The 17083-nt window shown below is 68.7% G+C and carries 15 protein-coding genes and 2 tRNA genes; 5 read left to right on the forward strand and 12 right to left on the reverse strand.

All coding sequences use genetic code 11. The features are described from left to right. Positions 1-98 precede the first annotated feature (98 nt). Positions 99-1214 (forward strand): S1C family serine protease, encoded by a 1116-nt coding sequence (locus DMB86_RS15310; protein WP_227878419.1) that lies wholly within the window; start codon positions 99-101, stop codon positions 1212-1214. A 69-nt stretch (positions 1215-1283) separates the two neighbouring features. Beyond that, a complete protein-coding gene (locus DMB86_RS15315) occupies positions 1284-1814 on the forward strand; it encodes a DUF1697 domain-containing protein (protein ID WP_113718561.1) in 531 nt (176 codons plus the stop codon). Between the two features lie 167 nt (positions 1815-1981). On the opposite strand, the gene DMB86_RS15320 is transcribed toward DMB86_RS15315, so the two are convergent. The 6 genes from DMB86_RS15320 to gltX all read right to left on the reverse strand — a co-directional run bounded on the left by DMB86_RS15320 (position 1982) and on the right by gltX (position 8184). Beyond that, positions 1982-3610, reverse strand: a complete 1629-nt coding sequence (locus DMB86_RS15320) for a GTPase (protein ID WP_113718562.1) — start codon at positions 3608-3610, stop codon at positions 1982-1984. Next, entirely contained in the window at positions 3607-5427 is a 1821-nt protein-coding gene (locus DMB86_RS15325; RefSeq protein ID WP_113718563.1) for a dynamin family protein, read from the reverse strand. The genes DMB86_RS15320 and DMB86_RS15325 overlap by 4 nt, the downstream gene beginning before the upstream one ends. An 86-nt stretch (positions 5428-5513) precedes the next feature. Next, positions 5514-5589 (reverse strand) — tRNA-Glu (locus DMB86_RS15330). 91 nt (positions 5590-5680) lie between these two features. After that, positions 5681-5752: transfer RNA gene (locus tag DMB86_RS15335), tRNA-Gln, on the reverse strand. Positions 5753-5880: 128 nt separating this feature from the next. Further along, on the reverse strand, positions 5881-6681 hold the full coding sequence (locus DMB86_RS15340) for an HAD family hydrolase (protein ID WP_113718564.1): 801 nt from the start codon (positions 6679-6681) through the stop codon (positions 5881-5883). 3 nt (positions 6682-6684) lie between these two features. Beyond that, positions 6685-8184, reverse strand: a complete 1500-nt coding sequence (gene gltX, locus DMB86_RS15345) for a glutamate--tRNA ligase (RefSeq protein WP_113718565.1) — start codon at positions 8182-8184, stop codon at positions 6685-6687. A gap of 223 nt (positions 8185-8407) precedes the next feature. Here gltX and DMB86_RS15350 point away from each other — a divergent pair, with 223 nt between their 5' ends. Together DMB86_RS15350 and DMB86_RS15355 are read left to right on the forward strand one after the other, a co-directional pair. Beyond that, positions 8408-8764: an ArsR/SmtB family transcription factor gene (locus DMB86_RS15350; protein ID WP_113718566.1), complete on the forward strand. Its 357-nt coding sequence runs from the start codon at positions 8408-8410 to the stop codon at positions 8762-8764. Beyond that, positions 8761-9258: an SRPBCC family protein gene (locus tag DMB86_RS15355; protein ID WP_113718567.1), complete on the forward strand. Its 498-nt coding sequence runs from the start codon at positions 8761-8763 to the stop codon at positions 9256-9258. Before DMB86_RS15350 ends, DMB86_RS15355 begins: the two co-directional genes overlap by 4 nt. A 113-nt stretch (positions 9259-9371) precedes the next feature. On the opposite strand, the gene DMB86_RS15360 is transcribed toward DMB86_RS15355, so the two are convergent. From DMB86_RS15360 to DMB86_RS15375, 4 genes are all read right to left on the reverse strand, one after another. Beyond that, positions 9372-10811 (reverse strand): amino acid permease, encoded by a 1440-nt coding sequence (locus DMB86_RS15360; protein ID WP_227878421.1) that lies wholly within the window; start codon positions 10809-10811, stop codon positions 9372-9374. Positions 10812-11040: 229 nt separating this feature from the next. Next, entirely contained in the window at positions 11041-11817 is a 777-nt protein-coding gene (locus DMB86_RS15365) for a fumarylacetoacetate hydrolase family protein (RefSeq protein ID WP_113719612.1), read from the reverse strand. A gap of 188 nt (positions 11818-12005) precedes the next feature. Beyond that, positions 12006-12371, reverse strand: coding sequence for a DUF4282 domain-containing protein (locus DMB86_RS15370; protein ID WP_113719613.1), 366 nt, complete (start codon positions 12369-12371; stop codon positions 12006-12008). 138 nt (positions 12372-12509) lie between these two features. Beyond that, positions 12510-13334, reverse strand: a complete 825-nt coding sequence (locus DMB86_RS15375; RefSeq protein ID WP_113718568.1) for a formate/nitrite transporter family protein — start codon at positions 13332-13334, stop codon at positions 12510-12512. Between the two features lie 196 nt (positions 13335-13530). On the opposite strand from DMB86_RS15375, the gene DMB86_RS15380 reads away from it, so the two are divergent. Next, on the forward strand, positions 13531-14571 hold the full coding sequence (locus tag DMB86_RS15380) for a mechanosensitive ion channel family protein (protein WP_113718569.1): 1041 nt from the start codon (positions 13531-13533) through the stop codon (positions 14569-14571). Between the two features lie 167 nt (positions 14572-14738). On the opposite strand, the gene DMB86_RS15385 is transcribed toward DMB86_RS15380, so the two are convergent. Together DMB86_RS15385 and DMB86_RS15390 are read right to left on the reverse strand one after the other, a co-directional pair. Then, the gene (locus DMB86_RS15385) at positions 14739-15851 is read right to left on the reverse strand and encodes a branched-chain amino acid aminotransferase (protein WP_113718570.1); all 1113 of its coding nucleotides are present in this window, start codon (positions 15849-15851) and stop codon (positions 14739-14741) included. A 165-nt stretch (positions 15852-16016) separates the two neighbouring features. Beyond that, complete coding sequence (locus DMB86_RS15390) at positions 16017-17069, reverse strand: 3-isopropylmalate dehydrogenase (RefSeq protein ID WP_113718571.1); 1053 nt, start codon at positions 17067-17069, stop codon at positions 16017-16019. Between the last annotated feature and the right edge of the window lie 14 nt (positions 17070-17083).

The following is a 17083-nucleotide window of genomic DNA, read 5'->3' on the forward strand; positions in this document are numbered from 1 at the left end:
TGGCCACTGAGCCATTTCCGCCCCCGGTTCATGGACAGGCGGGGACGGACCACCAGGCCGGCCGGTCCCGGCACACCCGGCCTGACCAGGAGATGACCATGCAGAAATCTGTCCGAACCGTCGCCACCGCAATCCTGGCTGCCGGCCTGATGGCAGGCACCGCCGGATGCACCGCCGTCGGCACGCAAACGGCATCTCCCCCGCCCTCCCAGGCAGCGGCCTCCCAGGCAACTGCACCCGCCCCGTCGGCGTCGCCATCGCCATCCGGCGGGAGTGGCGGGGCGACGGGGCAGGGGCTGCGGGCCGTGCCCGGAATTGTCCAGAAGATCGAACCGGCGGTGGTGACAATCCAGACCCAGACCGGCCTTGGCAGCGGCGTGGTCTACCGCAGCGACGGCACCATCGTCACCGACGCCCACGTGGTGGAGAACGCGCAAAAGCAGCCGTTCACGACCGTCCAGGTGCAGTTTGCCGATGGCAAGCAGACCTCCGCCCGCGTGCTCGGCGTTGACAACGTCGACGACGTCGCCGTCATCCGCGCCGACCGGACGGGGCTGCCTGTGCCCACCTTCGCATCACAGCAGCCCGTGGTGGGCTCGCTGTGCGTGGTCATCGGCAGCCCGCTTGGACTCGACAACACCGTGACGGCCGGGATCATCTCCGGCCTCCACCGCGACATCCCTCCGTCAAGCGACGCGCCCCAGGGCATGATCAACCTCGTCCAGACCGACGCACCCATCTCGCCAGGGAACTCCGGCGGCGCCGTCAGCAATGGTGACGCCCAGATCATCGGACTCTCCGAGGCGTACCTGCCGCCCAGTTCGGGGGCCGTTGCCATCGGCTTTGTCACACCGGCGTCAACCGTGACTGAAGTGGCGGACCAGCTGTTGAAAAACGGAACAGTCAAGCACGCGTACCTGGGCGTCAGCCTCAGCGACATCTCAGCGCAAACTGCCCAGGAATTTAACCTGCCGACGACGGCCGGGGCCCTGGTCATCAGCGTCGCCACCGGCGGTCCCGCCGCAGCGGCGGGCCTGGAACCGGGGGATGTCATCACCCGCGTTGGCACCACCGCCATCACGGACGTGACAGACCTCATCGCGGCCGTCCGCGCCGACTCCCCCGGCCAACTGATCCACATCACCGTCCGGAGGGGCAGCGCCACCAAGACGCTCGGCGTGACGCTGGGCAACACCCCAACTGCGACGCAGTAGTTGCGAATTCCGGCCCGATTTTCGCAGCAACGTCCGTGCCGGTTGGGATGGGGCAGGTAGGGTCTTGCCATGACAAATTTTGCGGTGTTCCTGCGCGGCATCAACGTGGGCGGCATCAACATCAAGATGGCCGATCTCCGCGTGGCCCTCGAGGCGCTGCCCGTCACCGGTGTCAAGACGCTGCTCGCCTCCGGCAACTTTGTGTGCACCGCGGAGGCCACGGCCGCGGAACTGAAGGCGCTGGTGGAGGCCTGCCTGCGTGAAAACTTCGGCTATGACGCCTGGGTGGTGGTCCTGGACCAGGCGCGGCTCAACGCCATCATCGACGCCTGCCCCTACCCGTCCGACAACAAGGAACAGCACAGCTACGTGACGCTCTCCTCCGACCCCGCCATCCTCGACGAGCTGGAAACGCTGGGGGGCGCGCTGGCCGGCGTCGAACAGACCAGGCTCTCCCCCGAGGCGCTCGCCTGGCTGGCCCCGGCGGGAGGCACGCTGGACTCTCCGTTCAGCAAGATCTCCACGAAGCCCAAATACAAAAGCGCGACGACGACCCGCAACCTGCGTACGCTCCTCAAGTGCCGCGACGCGCTGGCTTAGAAACGTCGTCGAAAACGCGCCACCCTTCCCGTGAGGTTCGAGATAACGACCTCCCGCCGGGGACGTTGAAGGTGGTGATCTCGAACCTCAAAGGTTGGATCGGTGGTGATCTCCAACCTCAACAGGCGGAGACGTGGTGATCTCCAACCTCAACGGCGGGGTCCGGATCAGCCACCGGCGGCGGCGAGGGCTTCCTGAAACGCGCGGCAACGGGCAATTTCCGCCTCCGCGGGAGCCACCACCAGCAATTCAGCGGCACCGGACACACCCTCCCGCAGCCTCCGGCGCGCCGACGCGGCCCGTCCCCGCGCACCCGCCGCGGCAATGAATTTGCTGGCCACGGCAAGGACGATCCCCACCACCACGCCGGCGGCAACCATGAGCGTGGGCAGCGGCCAGCCCAGCTCGCGAGGCACGTCCGGCACAGGCATTTGGAAGTAGCCCAGCACCGCCAGCACGCCCAGCCATGCCAGGCCGCCCACGGCCACGAGCAACGCGAGCCACTGGACCACTGAAAACACCGGCCACCACCAGGCACGCGTGTTCGCCTTCAGGTCCGCCGAAGCCACCGCCTGGTCCAGCGCGTCCGGCAGTGCGGCCCGGCTGGTGCGCGCGGCCGCCCGGATCGACGCCCGCCACGGCCCCGGGGCGCCCACGCTTATGGCGTCGGCGAAGTCGCGCACCGCCGAATCCAGCTGAGCCTGCTCGGCCGCCCCGGCCGGCGGCAGCGACGTCCGGTTGACCGCGGACGATCCCTCCCGTCTCAGGCTCAGCCGGCGCAGCGGGTCCTTGCGGAACCGGGACATCCACCGGGTCACCGGCCAGCCCGTGCGCCTGGTGGCCTCCAGCCGGTAGGACGTGCGCACGGCAGAGACCACCGTCTCCACGTGCACGGCGTCCGCCAGCCCGGCCGCGAGCGCCTTGCGGTCCTGCTGGTGGACGCCCGCGGGCTCACCGGCGCCCGCGGCCTCCCCGGCGCCGGCCGCCGCCCCCAGACGGCCCGCCGCCACGGCCACGTCCGCGGCCAGCCGCGCGGATTGTGCCTGCTTGGCCTTGACGACGCCGGCCACGCGCCGGCGCAGCTCGTCCACGCCCTCCCCGGTCACGGCCGAGACGCCCAGCACGGACACCTTGCCGAGCCCGTCCCGGTCCAGGATGGAGGACAGCGATGCCAGCACCGGCTTGACCTCGGCGCCGGCCAGCCGGTCCACCTGGTTGAGGACCACCAGGGTGACCGCGGCGTGGGCGGAAAACGGCCGGATGAACTCGTTGTGGATGGCGGCGTCGGCGTATTTTTGCGGATCCACCACCCACACCAGCACGTCCACCTGCCCGGCAAGCCGCTCGGCGGTTTCGCGGTGGGCGCGCTGCACCGAGTCGAAGTCGGGCAGGTCGAGCAGGACCAGGCCGCCCCCGTCCGTCAGCCCGGGCACCGGTCCGCCCTCGCGGCGCTCGGCCACCTCCAGCCAGTCCAGCAGCGGCCCGCTGCCCTCCGGCTGCCACACCATGGCCAGCGGCTCGGCCGTGGTGGGCCGCCGGACGGCCACGCGGGCGGCGTCCGTCGCGGCGACGGCGTTGAACAGGGACGACTTTCCACTGCCGGTGGCCCCGAAGAAGCCCACCACGGTGTGGTCCGCGCTCAGGGAGCGGCGCGAGGCGGCCCGGTCCAGGACGTCGTATGCCTGCTGCAGCGCGGCGTCATCCAGCCGCCCCTCGCCGAGCTCCCGGGCATCGTTGAGCGCTGCGAGCCTGCGTGCCAGGGCCGATTCCGTGCGTGCGTCGCGGTGCCGGCTCATGCGCCCTCCCCCAGTTTCGCCAGCTCCCCGGCGAGCCCCTCAAGCGTGTCCGCCGCGCCGTCATGCAGCGGCCCGATCCGGTCGAGGAAGCGCCGCTGCTGGCGCTCGAGCAGGCCGGCGCACCGTTTTTCCAGCGACCGCCGGGCCTGGCTGGCCAGGCGCCGCACGGCGTCCTCGCCGAACACGGCTTCCAGCAGCTTTTGGCCGACGACGGCGGTGCCCCCTGCGATGCCGATCTCGGCTCCCGTCAGTCCCCCGGTCAGCGAGAAGACGACGACCATCAGGACCACGCCCAGGCCGTTCACCCCCAAGGAGAGCCAGCGGGCCTGGGACCGCTTGGCGGCCCCTCCGGCGCGGATCAGGTCCAGCACGTCGCCCTGCCAGGCGCGGATCTCCTCGGCGACCTGCGCCGGGAAGTCCGGCGTGGTCCCGGAGAGGTCGTCGGTGCCCAGCAGCGCGCGTCCCGCGGGGTCGGCGCGCCAGCGCTGGTCCGCGTCCTCGGCGGCACGGGAGGCCTGGGCGACTATGACGGCCTGAAGCCCCGTTTCGATGGCCGTCTCCACCTTCACGGCGGGCGGCGGCTGCCCCTTGAAGAACGCGCCGAGCCGGTCCCGGACGCGGCCGATCCCGCTCTCCAGTGCCCGGAAGAAATCCCCGGTGCCCACAAAGTCCTGCCAGCGGGCCAGCACCTCCCCCCGCAGCAGGGAGCCGTCGCTGGTGGCCCGGTGGATGCGGGCCCCGGCGTCAGTGAAGGCGGCGGTGACGTCATCCGCGAGCTGCCGCCCGGCGTCGTCCTGGTCCCTGGCGGCCTCCGCCAACCCGGCCACCTTCCCGGACAGGGAGCGCACGGTGCCGTTGAGCGTGCGGCGGGCAATCTCGGAGCGGACCGTGGCGTCCTCCGCGAGGTCCCGCAGCCAGCCGGCGATCGGCGCGGTGGCGGCGGCCGGGAGCATGCCCATCGCGTCGAGGTCCAGCTCCGGGACCACGAACAGCCGGGAGCCGGCGAGGCCCTCGCGCGTGAGCATGGAGCGCAGGTCCGCGCGGACCTCCTCTTCGGCGCCGCGCGGCACGCGGTCCAGGACCACCGCCACCAGGATGTCGCGCGAGGCGGCGTCCACGAGCAGCTTCCACGGCACGGCGTCGGCGTAGCGGTTGGCCGTGGTGACGAACAGCCACAGGTCAGCGGCCGCCAGCAACTGCGAGGCCAGCTGGCGGTTGTCGTCGGAGACGGAGTCCACGTCCGGGGCGTCGAGCAGGGCCACGCCTTCGGGGATTGCCGCGTCCGACACCAGCACCAGGGACCGCATGGCCGCGGCGTCCGGGGTGGCACCGGCGCGGGTGGCGGGCGTGCCGGCTCCGTCCAGTTCGCCGCGGACGCGGGCCAGGGTGGGCAGGACGCGGGCGGACGTGAACCACGCCGCGTCGGCGGGGTGGTGCAGGAGGATGGGCTGGCGCGTGGTGGGCCGGATGGCGCCGGCGCGCGTGACGGGGTGGCCGGCCAGCGCGTTCACCAGCGTCGACTTTCCCGCGCCGGTGGATCCGCCGACGACGGCGAGCAGCGGCGCGTCCAGGCTGCGGTACCTCGGCAGGATGTAGTCGTCCAGCTGGCCCACTGCCTTGGCGGCGGTCCGGCGGGCCCCGGGCGCCGCGGGCAGTTCGAGGGGAAGGCGAAGTGACGCAAGTTCGCCGCGGACCGCCTCCAGCAGCGCCACCGCGGCGTCCTGCGCCCGGGCGGCGGCGCCGTTGCCGGGGGTATTGCCTGAATAAGTGGGGCTCACAGCTTCATCATGCCAGTCGCCACGACGGCTGCCCGGCATTGCTGTCCAAAATCGGCCACCCGGCATGGAAGGGGGCAGGGCGAGAATGCAAAAGGCCGGGAACCTTTTCAAGTTCCCGGCCTTGCTGGTGACCCCAGCGGGATTCGAACCCGCGTTACCGCCGTGAGAGGGCAGCGTACTAGGCCGCTATACGATGGGGCCCTAATACATTCGATTTTTTGCTCCACGAACTCCGGAAATATTACCGGAATTTTGCTTTGCATGCCAATCGAAAAGGCAGCTTTTGCAAGCGCTGGGATACCAGGACTCGAACCTAGAATGTCGGTACCAGAAACCGATGTGTTGCCAATTACACCATATCCCAAAGGCCACGTTCTGCCGTGAAATCACCGGGTTTCCCCGGTCCTTCATCGGCCCTCGCGCCGGGATAAAACTATACCCGAGACTTGGCCAGACGCCAAAACCGGACGCCGCCGCCGGACCGGGGGTGCGTCACCGCCCTGGCGCCGCCGTGAGTGCGCCCAGTTCCCCCAGGCCGGCCACCACGCGGACGGCGTCCCGGCGGCCGCTGCCCAAGCCACTGCGGTTCAGGGAAGCGTCCGACGGCGTGCCCGTGCCTTTCCTGTCCAGCCAGACCGCCTGCAGCCCCGCCGCGGCGGAACCCTCGGCGTCGAGCAGGTAGTTGTCCCCCACGTACAGCGTGTCCGCCGGGGCGGTGCCGAGCAGCCGGCACCCCTCCCAGAACACCCGGGGTTCGGGCTTGGCCGCGTTGACCGTGTCAATGCCCACCAGGACGGAGATGCGCTGGAGGCCGGCGTGGTCCAGCTTGGCGCGCTGGTAGTCGTGGACGTTGTTGCTGACGGCGCCGTATGGGATGCCGGCCGCGTCCAGCGCGTCCAGGGCCGGGACCACGTCCGGATAGGCCTTGATGGAGCCCGGCTGGGCGCGTTCAAAGTCCTCGATCCACTCCCGCTCGGCCACGGCGTCGAAGCCCGGCGTGCCAAAGTGGGCGAACACGGCCCGGGCGCGCAGCCCGCGCTGCTCCGTGAAGGAGAATTCGCCGGCCACGTAGCGGTCGTAGTACCGCCCCGCATCCGCCATGTACAGCGCCGCGAAGCCGTCCCAGTCCGCCGCGTCGAAGTCCGGCAGCAGGCGCCGGCTCGCGGCGATCATGGCGTCCTTCATGGCGGCGTGCAGGTCCACCAGGGTGTCGTCGATGTCAAACAAGACACCCCTGACCGGACCCGCGGGGGCGCCCGTGACAGGGGTGTCTTGTGAAGCGTTGGGTTCCAAGCCCTAGCCCCTGAAGGCCGTCAGGCGGGCCAGCGAGGAGTCCTTGCCCAGGATGACCATGGACTCGAACAGCGGCGGGGAGATTCGGCGGCCGGACAGTGCGGTGCGGACCGGGCCGAACGCCAGGCGGGGCTTGACGCCCAGTCCCTCCACGAGCGCCTCCTTCAGGGCGGCCTGGATGTTCTCCGCCGTCCAGTCCGCCAGGGGCTCCAGCGCTGCCAGCGCGGCGTCGAGGACCTCGGTGAGGTTCGCGGGCAGGCCCTTGCGGGCGTCGTCGGCGACGTCAACGGCGTCGTCCTTCTTGAAAAGGAAGGACAGCATCTCCGGCGCCTCCCCCAGCAGGGTGATGCGCTCCTGGACCAGCGGGGCGGCCTCGGTGAGGATCTCCTCCTCGCGGGCCGTGAGGGCCTGCCCCACCGTGCCGGCGGCCTGCAGGTACGGGACCAGGCGGTTGCGGAAGTCGGCGGCCTCCAACATGCGCACGTGCGTGCCGTTGATGGCCTCGGCCTTCTTGATGTCGAAGCGCGCCGGGTTGCCCAGGACGTCGTGGATGTCGAAGTTGGCCACGAGCTGCTCCACCGTGAAGATGTCCTCGTCCGCGGAGAGCGACCAGCCAAGCAGGGACAGGTAGTTCAGCAGGCCCTCCGGGATGAAGCCGTGGTCCCGGTGCAGGAACAGGCTGGCCTCGGGATCGCGCTTGGAGAGCTTCTTGTTGCCGGCGCCCATGACGTAGGGCAGGTGGCCGAAAAGTGGCAGGTACCTGGCCACGCCGACCTCGAACAGCGCCTGGTACAGGGCGATCTGGCGGGGCGTGGAGGAGAGCAGGTCCTCGCCGCGCAGCACGTGGGTGACACCCATGAGGGCGTCGTCCACGGGGTTGACCAGCGTGTAGAGCGGCGCGCCGTTGGGGCGGACCAGGGCGTAGTCCGGGACTGATCCTGCCTTGAAGGTGATCTCGCCCCGGACGAGGTCCGTGAAGGTGATGTCCGTGTCCGGCATCCGCAAACGCAGCGCGGGCTGGCGGCCCTCGGCCCTGAACGCGGCAATCTGCCCCTCGGTGAGGTCGCGGTCAAAGTTGTCGTAGCCCAGCTTGACGTCCCGGCCGGCCGCCTTGTGCCGCGCCTCGACCTCCTCCGGCGTGGAGAATGACTCGTAGACGTGCCCGCCGGCCACCAACTTTTCAATGACGTCCCGGTAGATGTCGCCACGTTGCGACTGCCGGTACGGCGCGTGCGGGCCTCCGGTCTCCACGCCCTCGTCCCAGTCGATGCCCAGCCAGTTCAGACCGTCCAGCAGCTGGAGGTAGCTCTCCTCGCTGTCCCGCTTGGCATCCGTGTCCTCGATGCGGAAAATGAGCCTGCCGCCGGTGTGGCGCGCGTAGGCCCAGTTGAACAGCGCCGTGCGGATCAGCCCGACGTGCGGCGTTCCGGTGGGAGAGGGGCAAAACCGCACACGAACGGAGGTTTCAGCGGTGACAGGGGGGATCTGAGCTGCAGTAGTCATGATGGTTCAAGTTTAGACCTAGACCAAACCCCCGCGGCGCACCCGGTGCGTGCCCGGACGCCCGTCCCGCCCGCCGGTCCACGGCCTATGGCGCACCACCCGTCCCGTTGCCCGGGTGAGGCACGACGCCGGTGACCCGCCTTCCCGAGGCGGGTCACCGGCGTCATGCTCCCTCTGGGCGGGCCCTTGACAGGCCGCCGGCCCCGGCGTAACGTACAACCAAATGGTTGTAGATGAGCTTCGTGAGGCCGAGCTGGACCGCGTGTTCCAGGCGTTCGCCGATTCCACCCGCCGGGACATCGTCAGGAGGGTCACCGGCGACGGATTGAACGTTTCGGCCCTGGCGCGGCACTACGCCATGAGTTTCGCGGCCGTGCAGAAACATGTGGCCGTGCTGGAACGTGCCTCCCTGGTCACCAAGGAACGGCGCGGAAGGGAGCAGCTGGTGCGCGCAAACCGCGACGGCCTGGAACGGGCCCGGCAACTGCTCGACGAGTACGAGGCGATCTGGCGGCAGCGTGCCGGGCGGATTGCGGACATCCTGGCCGAAGGAACGGCGCAGGGAAGGGAGACACCATGACAGTCATCAGTTCCACCAAGAGCCCCGAGGCGCTCAGCCTCACCATCGTCGCGGAGTTCGACGCCGGCGTCGAGCGCGTGTGGCAGATCTGGGAGGATCCGCGCCAGCTGGAACGCTGGTGGGGGCCGCCCACCTGGCCCGCCACGTTTGAGGAATTCGACTTCCAGCCCGGCGGCAGGGCCAGCTACTACATGACCGGACCGGACGGAACCACGGCCCGCGGCTGGTGGCGCTTCACCGCCATCGCGGCGCCGGAGCGCCTGGAGCTCGATGACGGGTTCGCCGACGACAACGGTGCCCCCGTCGAAGACATGGGCACCGCCCGCATGGCCGCCACGCTCGAGGACATCGGCGGGCGCACCCGTATGACCATTGCGTCCACCTTCGAAAGCCCGGAACAGATGGAGAAGATGATCCAGATGGGCATGGAGGAGGGCATGGGCCTGGCGATGGGCCAGATCGACGCGATCCTGGCCGGCCAGCCGGCCACCTGAACCAACAATGCCGCCGCTCCCACAAAATGCCGCCGCCATACCTGCGGCAAAATGCGGGAGCGGCGGCATTTTTCACTGGCCACGGTATGCGCCGGGGACAGCGACCTCAAGGCTCAGCTGAACAGCTCGTTCGCGGGCTCGTTGTCCTTGACGAACCGCCAGCCGAACCACAAAACCACGGCGAAGACCGGGATGGCGCAAAGCGTCCACAGGCCCAGGTGGAAGACGGCGCCGTCGGGCCCGGTCATGGTGTCAAAGCCGATCAGCACCGTGATGGCCAGCAGCGCTGCGAGGCCAACCCAGCTGGTCCACGGGGAGCCGGGCATCGGCAGCGAGGACACCTTGCCCTTCTTGCGACGCAGCATGATCTGGCTGGCGAAGATGGAGCCCCAGGTGAAGATCACGCCGATGGAGGCGGTGTTGAGCGCGAGGTCGAAGGCGTGCGATCCGCCCAGCAGCACGTTGGCCCCCACACCCACCACGTAGACGGCGGCGATGGCCAGGATCGCGGCGTACGGCACGTGGCGGGAGGACATCCTGGTCAGCCACTGCGGCGCGTGACCGTTGTTCGCCATGGTGCGGAAGATCCGGCCAATCGAGTACAGGCCGGAGTTGCAGGAGGACAGCGCGGCGGTGATGACCACAAAGTTCATCACCGAGCCCACCCAGTCCAGCCCCATGGAGGCGAAGACGGTCACGAACGGGCTCTCGCCGTTCTTGTAGTGGTCGGACGGCATGATCATGGCCAGCAGCGTCACCGAGCCGACATAGAAGACAACGATGCGGACCACCACTGCGCGGATGGCGCGGGGCACCTCGCGTTCGGGGTTCTGCATCTCACCGGCCGTGATGCCCACCAGTTCAATGGCGTTGTAGGCAAAGATGACGGCATTCAGCACCAGGATCATGACGAGCCCGCCCTTGGGGAACATTCCGCCGTCGGCGTGGAAAAGGTTGCTGACCGTGGCATGCTGGCCGCCCACCTGCGCGTTCGTGATCACCATGACCGTGCCCACGACCAGGAACATCACAATCGCGGCAACCTTCAGGCACGACGCCCAAAACTCAAACTCGCCAAAGGCCTTCACGCTCAGCAGGTTCACCGCCACCAGCAGCACCAGGGCGCACAGGGCACTGACCTCGACCGGGACGCCGGGGAAGAAATATTGGAAGTACAGGCCTATGGCGATCAGCTCGGCCACGCCCGTCATGGCCCAGTTGATGAAATACATCCAGCCGGAAAGGTACGCGCCCTTCTTGCCAAACAGCTCCCCCGCGTAGGACACGAAGGATCCCGACGTCTGCCGGTACATGACCAGCTCGCCGAGCGCCCGCATGAGCAGGTAGGCAATGGCGCCGGCAATCGCATAAGAGAAGATCAGCGCCGGGCCGGTCGACGCGAGCCGCCCGCCGGCACCCATAAACAGGCCGACGCCGATGGCCCCGCCCATGGCGATCATGGTCACGTGGCGCCGGGAAAGCGTCCGCTGATAGCCCTCCCCGGTGATGGATCCGGCCGCGGGGGCGGCAGTGTCGGTGGCGTTGTGTGACACGCGAAAGTCCTTAAAATCGGCTGGTGCCCTGCAAAAAGCCCCCAGATCACGCGTGGCGGCGGGTGGGGGCGCAAAGGACTTGTCAATGGTACTACGACGCCGGACCCGTTTCCGTGGCATGTGCCACAGCACCTACGGTTCAGCGGCCCTCGCGGACCGCCATGAGGGCGTAGCCCCGGATCGTGACACCGGCCCGCGCCGGAATCGGCACCGTCGCGGCCTCCACGGCCTAGCGGCGCACCACCGGGTTGGAGAGGCGGCCGATGCCCTCAATTTCAATCTCGTAGCGGTCGCCGTCCTTGACCAGGCCGACGCCGGCGGGGGTGCCGGTCATGATGACGTCGCCCGGCAGGAGGGTGAACGCGCGCGAGACGATGGAGACCAGCTCGCGGACGCTGCGGACCATCTGGTTGGTGTTGCCGTCCTGGCGGAGCTCGCCGTTCAGCCAGCCCTGGATGCGGAGGTCTTCGGGGTCCAGCTCGGTCTCGATCCACGGGCCCAGCGGGGCCGAGGTGTCAAAGCCCTTGGCGCGGGCCCACTGGCCGTCGCTCTGCTGGACGTCGCGGGCGGTGAGGTCGTTGCCGCAGGTGTAGCCGAAGATGACCTCGTCCGCGCGCTCCTCCGGCACATCCTTGCAGATGCGCCCAATCACGATGCACAGCTCCGCCTCGTAGGAAATCTCTTCGGAAAATTCCGGCATCACGATGGGTTCGCCAGGGCCCACCACCGACGTGTTCGGCTTGAGGAACAGCAGCGGGTGGACGGGGACCTCGTTGCCCAGTTCGCGGGCATGCTCGGCAAAGTTGCGGCCCACACCGACCACCTTGCTGCGCGGGATGATCGGGGCCACCAGGCGCACGTCCTCCAGCGGGTACTTGATGGTGGTCCGTTCGACGCCGTTGAAGAACGGATCACCCTTGATGACGGTGACAACTTCACCGCCGGGCTCCCCTTCCACCACGCCGTACATCGGGTCATTGTCTACTACAAATCGGGCGATACGCATGGCAGAGAGTCTAGCCGTTTCGTGCAGGTGGCGGTGTGCGGCGCGGCGGCCCGTGGGACGGTGCGCCATCGGCGACAGCCAGGGACCGGCGTCGTCCATAAAGAACGCGAACGCAGAAGTTGGACGGAAGAGCCCCATTTCCGTCCAACTCCTGCGCTCGGTCCGGCGTCCGAACTGTCAGCGCCGTCCTAGAACCGCGGGGCGGGCGGAACCGGCGGATACTGGGGATCGTTGGGGTAGTTGCCGGACGCCGCGGGCGGCGCGAACGGCTGGCCTCCCCCGTTGAGCCGGACGAGCTCCGCCGTGTTCTCCGCCGTACGGATGGCCGCAATCAGCGATTCCAGCCCCACCCTTGCCAGGACCAGGTAGAGCAGCGCCACGATCGGGCCCACGATGATCAGCACAAACAGCCCGAACACGACATTGGCCCGGAAGGAGACGATCACGGCGGCCAGGTAGGCCAGGCCGATGACCACCATGATCAAGACATAAACGATCTTGGCGATGCTGGGTGAGATAAACCTGGTAAATGACAGGTCAAAGAGTGCCTTCAATTTTCCCCCTATGAGTGACGCAAACATTGGTCAGTCCGAGTCCATCACCCGGCCGCCGCCGGGGCAAGTCCCCGTCGGGATGTGACGCGGCCTGTTACCGTCGCGGCCCGGGCCTGCCAGGCCTGGCGAGCCGGTGGACTACTGCGCCGCGCCCTCGGATTCCGAACGCCGCTCCTTGACGAGCTCTTTGGTGCGCACCAGCCGCAACACCGTCACGAGCAACAGCCCGCCGGCCACGTTGAGCAGCGCCGTGTACCAGAACCAGCCGAGCCACTGCACGTAGCCAAAGGGGGCGCCGGACTGGATGGCACCGAAGATCAACAGCGAATCCAGCACGGAGTGAAAGAGCGGCAGCCCAGCGAGCAGGAATCCGCCCCCGACCGCGGCGGCGATCTTGGCCGGGATCGAGTCGGTTCCGTGCTGCATCCGGGTCATGAGCGTGATGGTGCTTCCGCCCAGCACGGCCAGCGCAGCGGTCTGCCAGGACAGGGGCGCCAGGGCGTAGTGGGCAGCGGATTCGGCGACCGTGTCGCGCCATTCGGGGAAGGCCAGCATGACCAGCCACATGAAGATCCAGCCGCCGGCGAGGTTTGCCCCCAACGTGCCGCCCCAGAGTTTGAACAGCTGGCCCGGGCGTGCCTCCTTGGCGGCGACCGCGGCGACGGGGACCAGGAACCCCTCGGTGAAAAGTTCGCTCTTGGCCAAAAGGAGCGCGATGAAGCCGATGCCGAACGCCAGGCCGGCCAGCAGGTTGCTGCCTGTCTCATGCTTCACCGCCAGGTAGGCCATCACGCCCAGCCCCACCTCAATGCCGCCAAACAGGCCCGTCACCAGGACCGAGGACCACGTCCTGTGCAGCCGCTGGGCGCCCTCCTCGACAATGCGGTCAAAGGTGGTCTCCAGTTCTTCCTCGACCGGCGCCTCATTGTCGCCCAGCTCGCGCCTGCGTTGCTCATCGTCCATGGTGTCTCCTCACCGGCCGTGTCCGCCCCTCGGGTGCGGGCGCCGCAAACGGCGCGTGTCAGTGCATCGTATGCCCTCGCCCGCCCGACGGCCCGCCGTCGCAGCGTAACACCGGCACCCGGCAGCCCGCACCCGGCACGTCAATGGGCCGGGTCCGGTTGGACAGACCCCCGGGGTCCCCTGACAGGATTGACGGATGGCAGACCTTGAAAGTGCAATCACACCTGTCCTGGCCATCCTCGCCGCCGTGGCCGCGGCGGTGCTCCTGACCCTGGCGGCACGGGTCGTCGCGAACTACGCATTCCGCAAGGTGCCCGGGTTCGCCGGCCGCTCGGCAAAGGCCAGGCTCCCCGTCTTCGGGGTGCTGGCGTTGATCGGCACCCGGGTTGCGCTCTCGGCCACGGCATCGGGCAGGGGCTGGTTCCCCGCCGTCGACTTTGTCACGATGACGGCACTCATCGCCGCCCTGTGCTGGCTGGCCCTGGTCTCCCTGGGCATCGCCGAGCGGCTGGTGCTGCGCCACTTCACGGCACGGAGCAAGGACAACCGCAGGCTGCGCAGGCTCACAACGCAGGTCACGCTGGGGCGCCGCTTCATCGCGGCCCTGCTGATCACCCTGGCCGTGGCCGGGCTGCTGCTGACCATCCCGGAGGTGCGGGCCCTGGGGACGGGGCTGCTGGCCTCCGCCGGGCTCATCTCCATCGTTGCCGGCCTGGCGGTCCAAAGCTCCCTCTCGAACGTCTTTGCCGGCGTCCAGCTTGCCTTCACCGACGCCATCAGGATCGACGACGTCGTGGTGGTGGAGGGCTTGTGGGGCCGGATCGAGGAGATCACCATGACCTACGTGGTGGTGAGGGTCTGGGACGAACGGATGCTCATCCTGCCCTCCACCTATTTCACCACCACGCCCTTTGAAAACTGGACCCGCAACAGCCCCAAGATCATGGGCAGCGTGGAGCTGGACGTGGACTGGCAAACGCCGGTGGCCGAGCTCCGCGGGCACCTGGACGCCGTGCTGGCGGGCACGCCGCTGTGGGACGGGCGCACCGGAAACCTTGCGGTTACCGACGCCGTCAACGGGGTGGTCCGCATCCGTGTGGTGGTCAGCGCCCAGGACAGCGGCGCGCTGTGGGACCTCAGGTGCCTGGTGCGTGAAGCCCTGCTCTCCCATGTCCAGCAGTCCCAGTCAGTCTCCATCCCCCGCCAGCGCTGGGAGATGATCGACACGGGGAAATAGGCGCCCTTCGGGGAAGCGCAGCCGGCGGGAACGCCGCGGCACGGTGACCGCGCAAGGCAACGTCCCGCCGTCGCGCCTTAATCCACAACTGGGCCGCAGAAGATGTCGTAAAACCCGAAAAAACGGGTGATTTTCGACATCTTCTGCGGCCCAGTTGGGAGGGCGGGTCAGGCGAGGCGGGTGAGCCAGCCGTGCAGGTCTTCCACGACGCCGGTCTGGATGCCCAGCAGCTGCTCGCGGATGGCCATGGTGACCTCGCCGGCACCGGAACCGGGCGAGGCGATGGTGCCCTCGGCCGTCTTCAGCTCGCCGATCGGGGTGATGACGGCGGCCGTGCCGCACGCGAACGCCTCGGTGATCTCGCCGTTGGCGACGCCGTCGCGCCACTCGTCAATGGTGATCTTGCGTTCCTCGACCTTCAGGCCGCGGTCGGCGGCGAGCTGCATGACGGAGGAGCGGGTGATGCCGTGCAGGATGTGGCCGTTGAGCGCCGGCGTGACCAGGCGCCCGTCCTTGAACACGAAGAAGATGTTCATGCCGCCAAGTTCCTCGATGGCGTTGTCGTTGAACGGGTCAAGGAAGAGGACCTGCTTGCAGCCCTGCGCCTCCGCCTCCATCTGCGCGGCCAGCGACGCGGCGTAGTTGCCGCCGCACTTGGCCTCGCCCGTGCCGCCCTCGCCGGCGCGGGCGTAGGAGGTGGAGAGCCAGATGGAGACCGGCTTGAGCTCGCCGCCAAAGTAGTTCCCGGCCGGGGAGGCGATGACCCGGTAGGAGACCTCGCGCGCCGGGCGGACACCGAGGAAAGGCTCCGTGGCGATCATGAACGGGCGCAGGTACAGGGCCTCGCCGTCACCGGAGGGGACCCAGGACTCATCGGCCGCGACGAGCTGGCGCAGCGACTCGATGAAGACCTCTTCGGGCAGCTCGGGCAGGGCCAGCCGGCGGGCGGAGGTGTTGAAGCGGGCCGCGTTGGCCTCCGGGCGGAAGGACCACACGGAGCCGTCGGCGTGGCGGTAGGCCTTCAGTCCCTCGAAGATTTCCTGCCCGTAGTGCAGCACGGCCGCGGCGGGGTCCATGGCGATGGGGCCGTAGGGCTCAATGCGTGCATTGGTCCAGCCGCCGACGCCGTTTTCGTCAACCTTGAAGTCCACGACAGCGGTGTGGTCGGTGAAGTAGTCGCCAAACCCGGGGTCGGCCAGGATGGCCGCACGCTCGGTGTCGCTCTTCGGGGTGGTGGTGAGCTGCTGCGAGAATGCCAGTTCACGTGCTGTCTGGGTCATGCTTCCTCCACATGGTTGCGCCCGTCAATGGATGTACCAGCCTGGGCGGAGTTCGGTGCCGAAAATCCGTGCGTTGAATGGTGTTCATGCACCGGGGATTTCAGTTACGGTGCACTCACTCTATGGGGTAAAGCCTACTCCTGCACGCCGGCCCGCTCGACGGCGTCAGAGGGCTGCGGCGATGGCGTCGCCGACGGCGCTGGTGGCCCGCGGGGACGCCGCATCGCGGGAGGCGATGTCAGCGGCGACGGCCGCCTCGATCCGTGCCGCCGCGCCCGGGTGGCCGAGGTGGTCCAGCAGCAGCGCGGCCGAGAGGATGGCCGCCGTCGGATCCGCCTTTTGCAGCCCGGCGATGTCCGGTGCCGAGCCGTGGACCGGCTCGAACATCGACGGCGCCGTGCGGTCCATGTTGATGTTGCCGGACGCGGCCAGGCCGATGCCGCCGGTGACGGCCGCGGCGAGGTCGGTGATGATGTCGCCAAACAGGTTGTCGGTGACGATCACGTCAAAGCGGGCCGGGTCGGTGACCAGGAAGATCATCGCGGCGTCCACGTGCAGGTAGTCGACGGTGACCTCGGGGAACTCCTTGGCGACGGCCTCCACGGTGCGCTTCCACAGGTGGCCGGCGTGGACCAGCACGTTGTGCTTGTGCACGTAGGTCAGCTTCTTGCGCGGGCGCTCGTTGGCGCGTCGGAAGCCGTCTCGGACCACGCGCTCCACGCCGTAGGCGGTGTTGACGGAGACCTCGGTGGCGATCTCGTGCGGCGTGCCCTTGCGCAGCGCGCCGCCGTTGCCGACGTAGGGCCCCTCGGTCCCCTCGCGGACCACCACGAAATCAATGGTGCCGGGGTCGGCCAGGGGCGAGGCCACGCCGTCGTACAGGCGGGAGGGACGCAGGTTGACGTAGTGGTCCAGGCTGAAACGCAGCTTGAGCAGCATCTCGCGCTCGATCAGGCCGGAGGGGATGGACGTGTCCCCGGGGGCCGCGCCGACCGCGCCGAAGAGGATGGCGTCGTGGCCGCGGAGGGCCTCGATGGTGGATTCCGGCAGGGTCTCCCCCGTGGCGAGCCAGTGTTCGGCGCCGAGCTCGTAATCGGTGATTTTCAGTCCGACGCCTGCTGCGGCCGTGGCCTTTTTGAGGACCTTGACGGCCTCCGCGGTGACCTCGGGGCCGATCCCGTCGCCGCCAATAACTGCAATGTCAATCGATGCGCTCATGCGTCCACCCTAGC

The organism is Arthrobacter dokdonellae (assembly GCF_003268655.1).
Taxonomy (GTDB): Bacteria; Actinomycetota; Actinomycetes; order Actinomycetales; family Micrococcaceae; genus Specibacter; species Specibacter dokdonellae.

What these genes read in the sequence shown, in the direction of transcription:
- DMB86_RS15310 (WP_227878419.1), top strand. Translation starts at nt 99, where the DNA reads ATGCAGAAATCTGTCCGAACCGTCGCCACCGCAATCCTGGCTGCCGGC.
- DMB86_RS15315 (WP_113718561.1), top strand. Translation starts at nt 1,284, where the DNA reads ATGACAAATTTTGCGGTGTTCCTGCGCGGCATCAACGTGGGCGGCATC.
- DMB86_RS15320 (WP_113718562.1), bottom strand. Translation starts at nt 3,610, where the DNA reads ATGAGCCGGCACCGCGACGCACGCACGGAATCGGCCCTGGCACGCAGG.
- DMB86_RS15325 (WP_113718563.1), bottom strand. Translation starts at nt 5,427, where the DNA reads ATGCCGGGCAGCCGTCGTGGCGACTGGCATGATGAAGCTGTGAGCCCC.
- gltX (WP_113718565.1), bottom strand. Translation starts at nt 8,184, where the DNA reads ATGACTACTGCAGCTCAGATCCCCCCTGTCACCGCTGAAACCTCCGTT.
- DMB86_RS15350 (WP_113718566.1), top strand. Translation starts at nt 8,408, where the DNA reads ATGGTTGTAGATGAGCTTCGTGAGGCCGAGCTGGACCGCGTGTTCCAG.
- DMB86_RS15355 (WP_113718567.1), top strand. Translation starts at nt 8,761, where the DNA reads ATGACAGTCATCAGTTCCACCAAGAGCCCCGAGGCGCTCAGCCTCACC.
- DMB86_RS15365 (WP_113719612.1), bottom strand. Translation starts at nt 11,817, where the DNA reads ATGCGTATCGCCCGATTTGTAGTAGACAATGACCCGATGTACGGCGTG.
- DMB86_RS15375 (WP_113718568.1), bottom strand. Translation starts at nt 13,334, where the DNA reads ATGGACGATGAGCAACGCAGGCGCGAGCTGGGCGACAATGAGGCGCCG.
- DMB86_RS15380 (WP_113718569.1), top strand. Translation starts at nt 13,531, where the DNA reads ATGGCAGACCTTGAAAGTGCAATCACACCTGTCCTGGCCATCCTCGCC.
- DMB86_RS15385 (WP_113718570.1), bottom strand. Translation starts at nt 15,851, where the DNA reads ATGACCCAGACAGCACGTGAACTGGCATTCTCGCAGCAGCTCACCACC.
- DMB86_RS15390 (WP_113718571.1), bottom strand. Translation starts at nt 17,069, where the DNA reads ATGAGCGCATCGATTGACATTGCAGTTATTGGCGGCGACGGGATCGGC.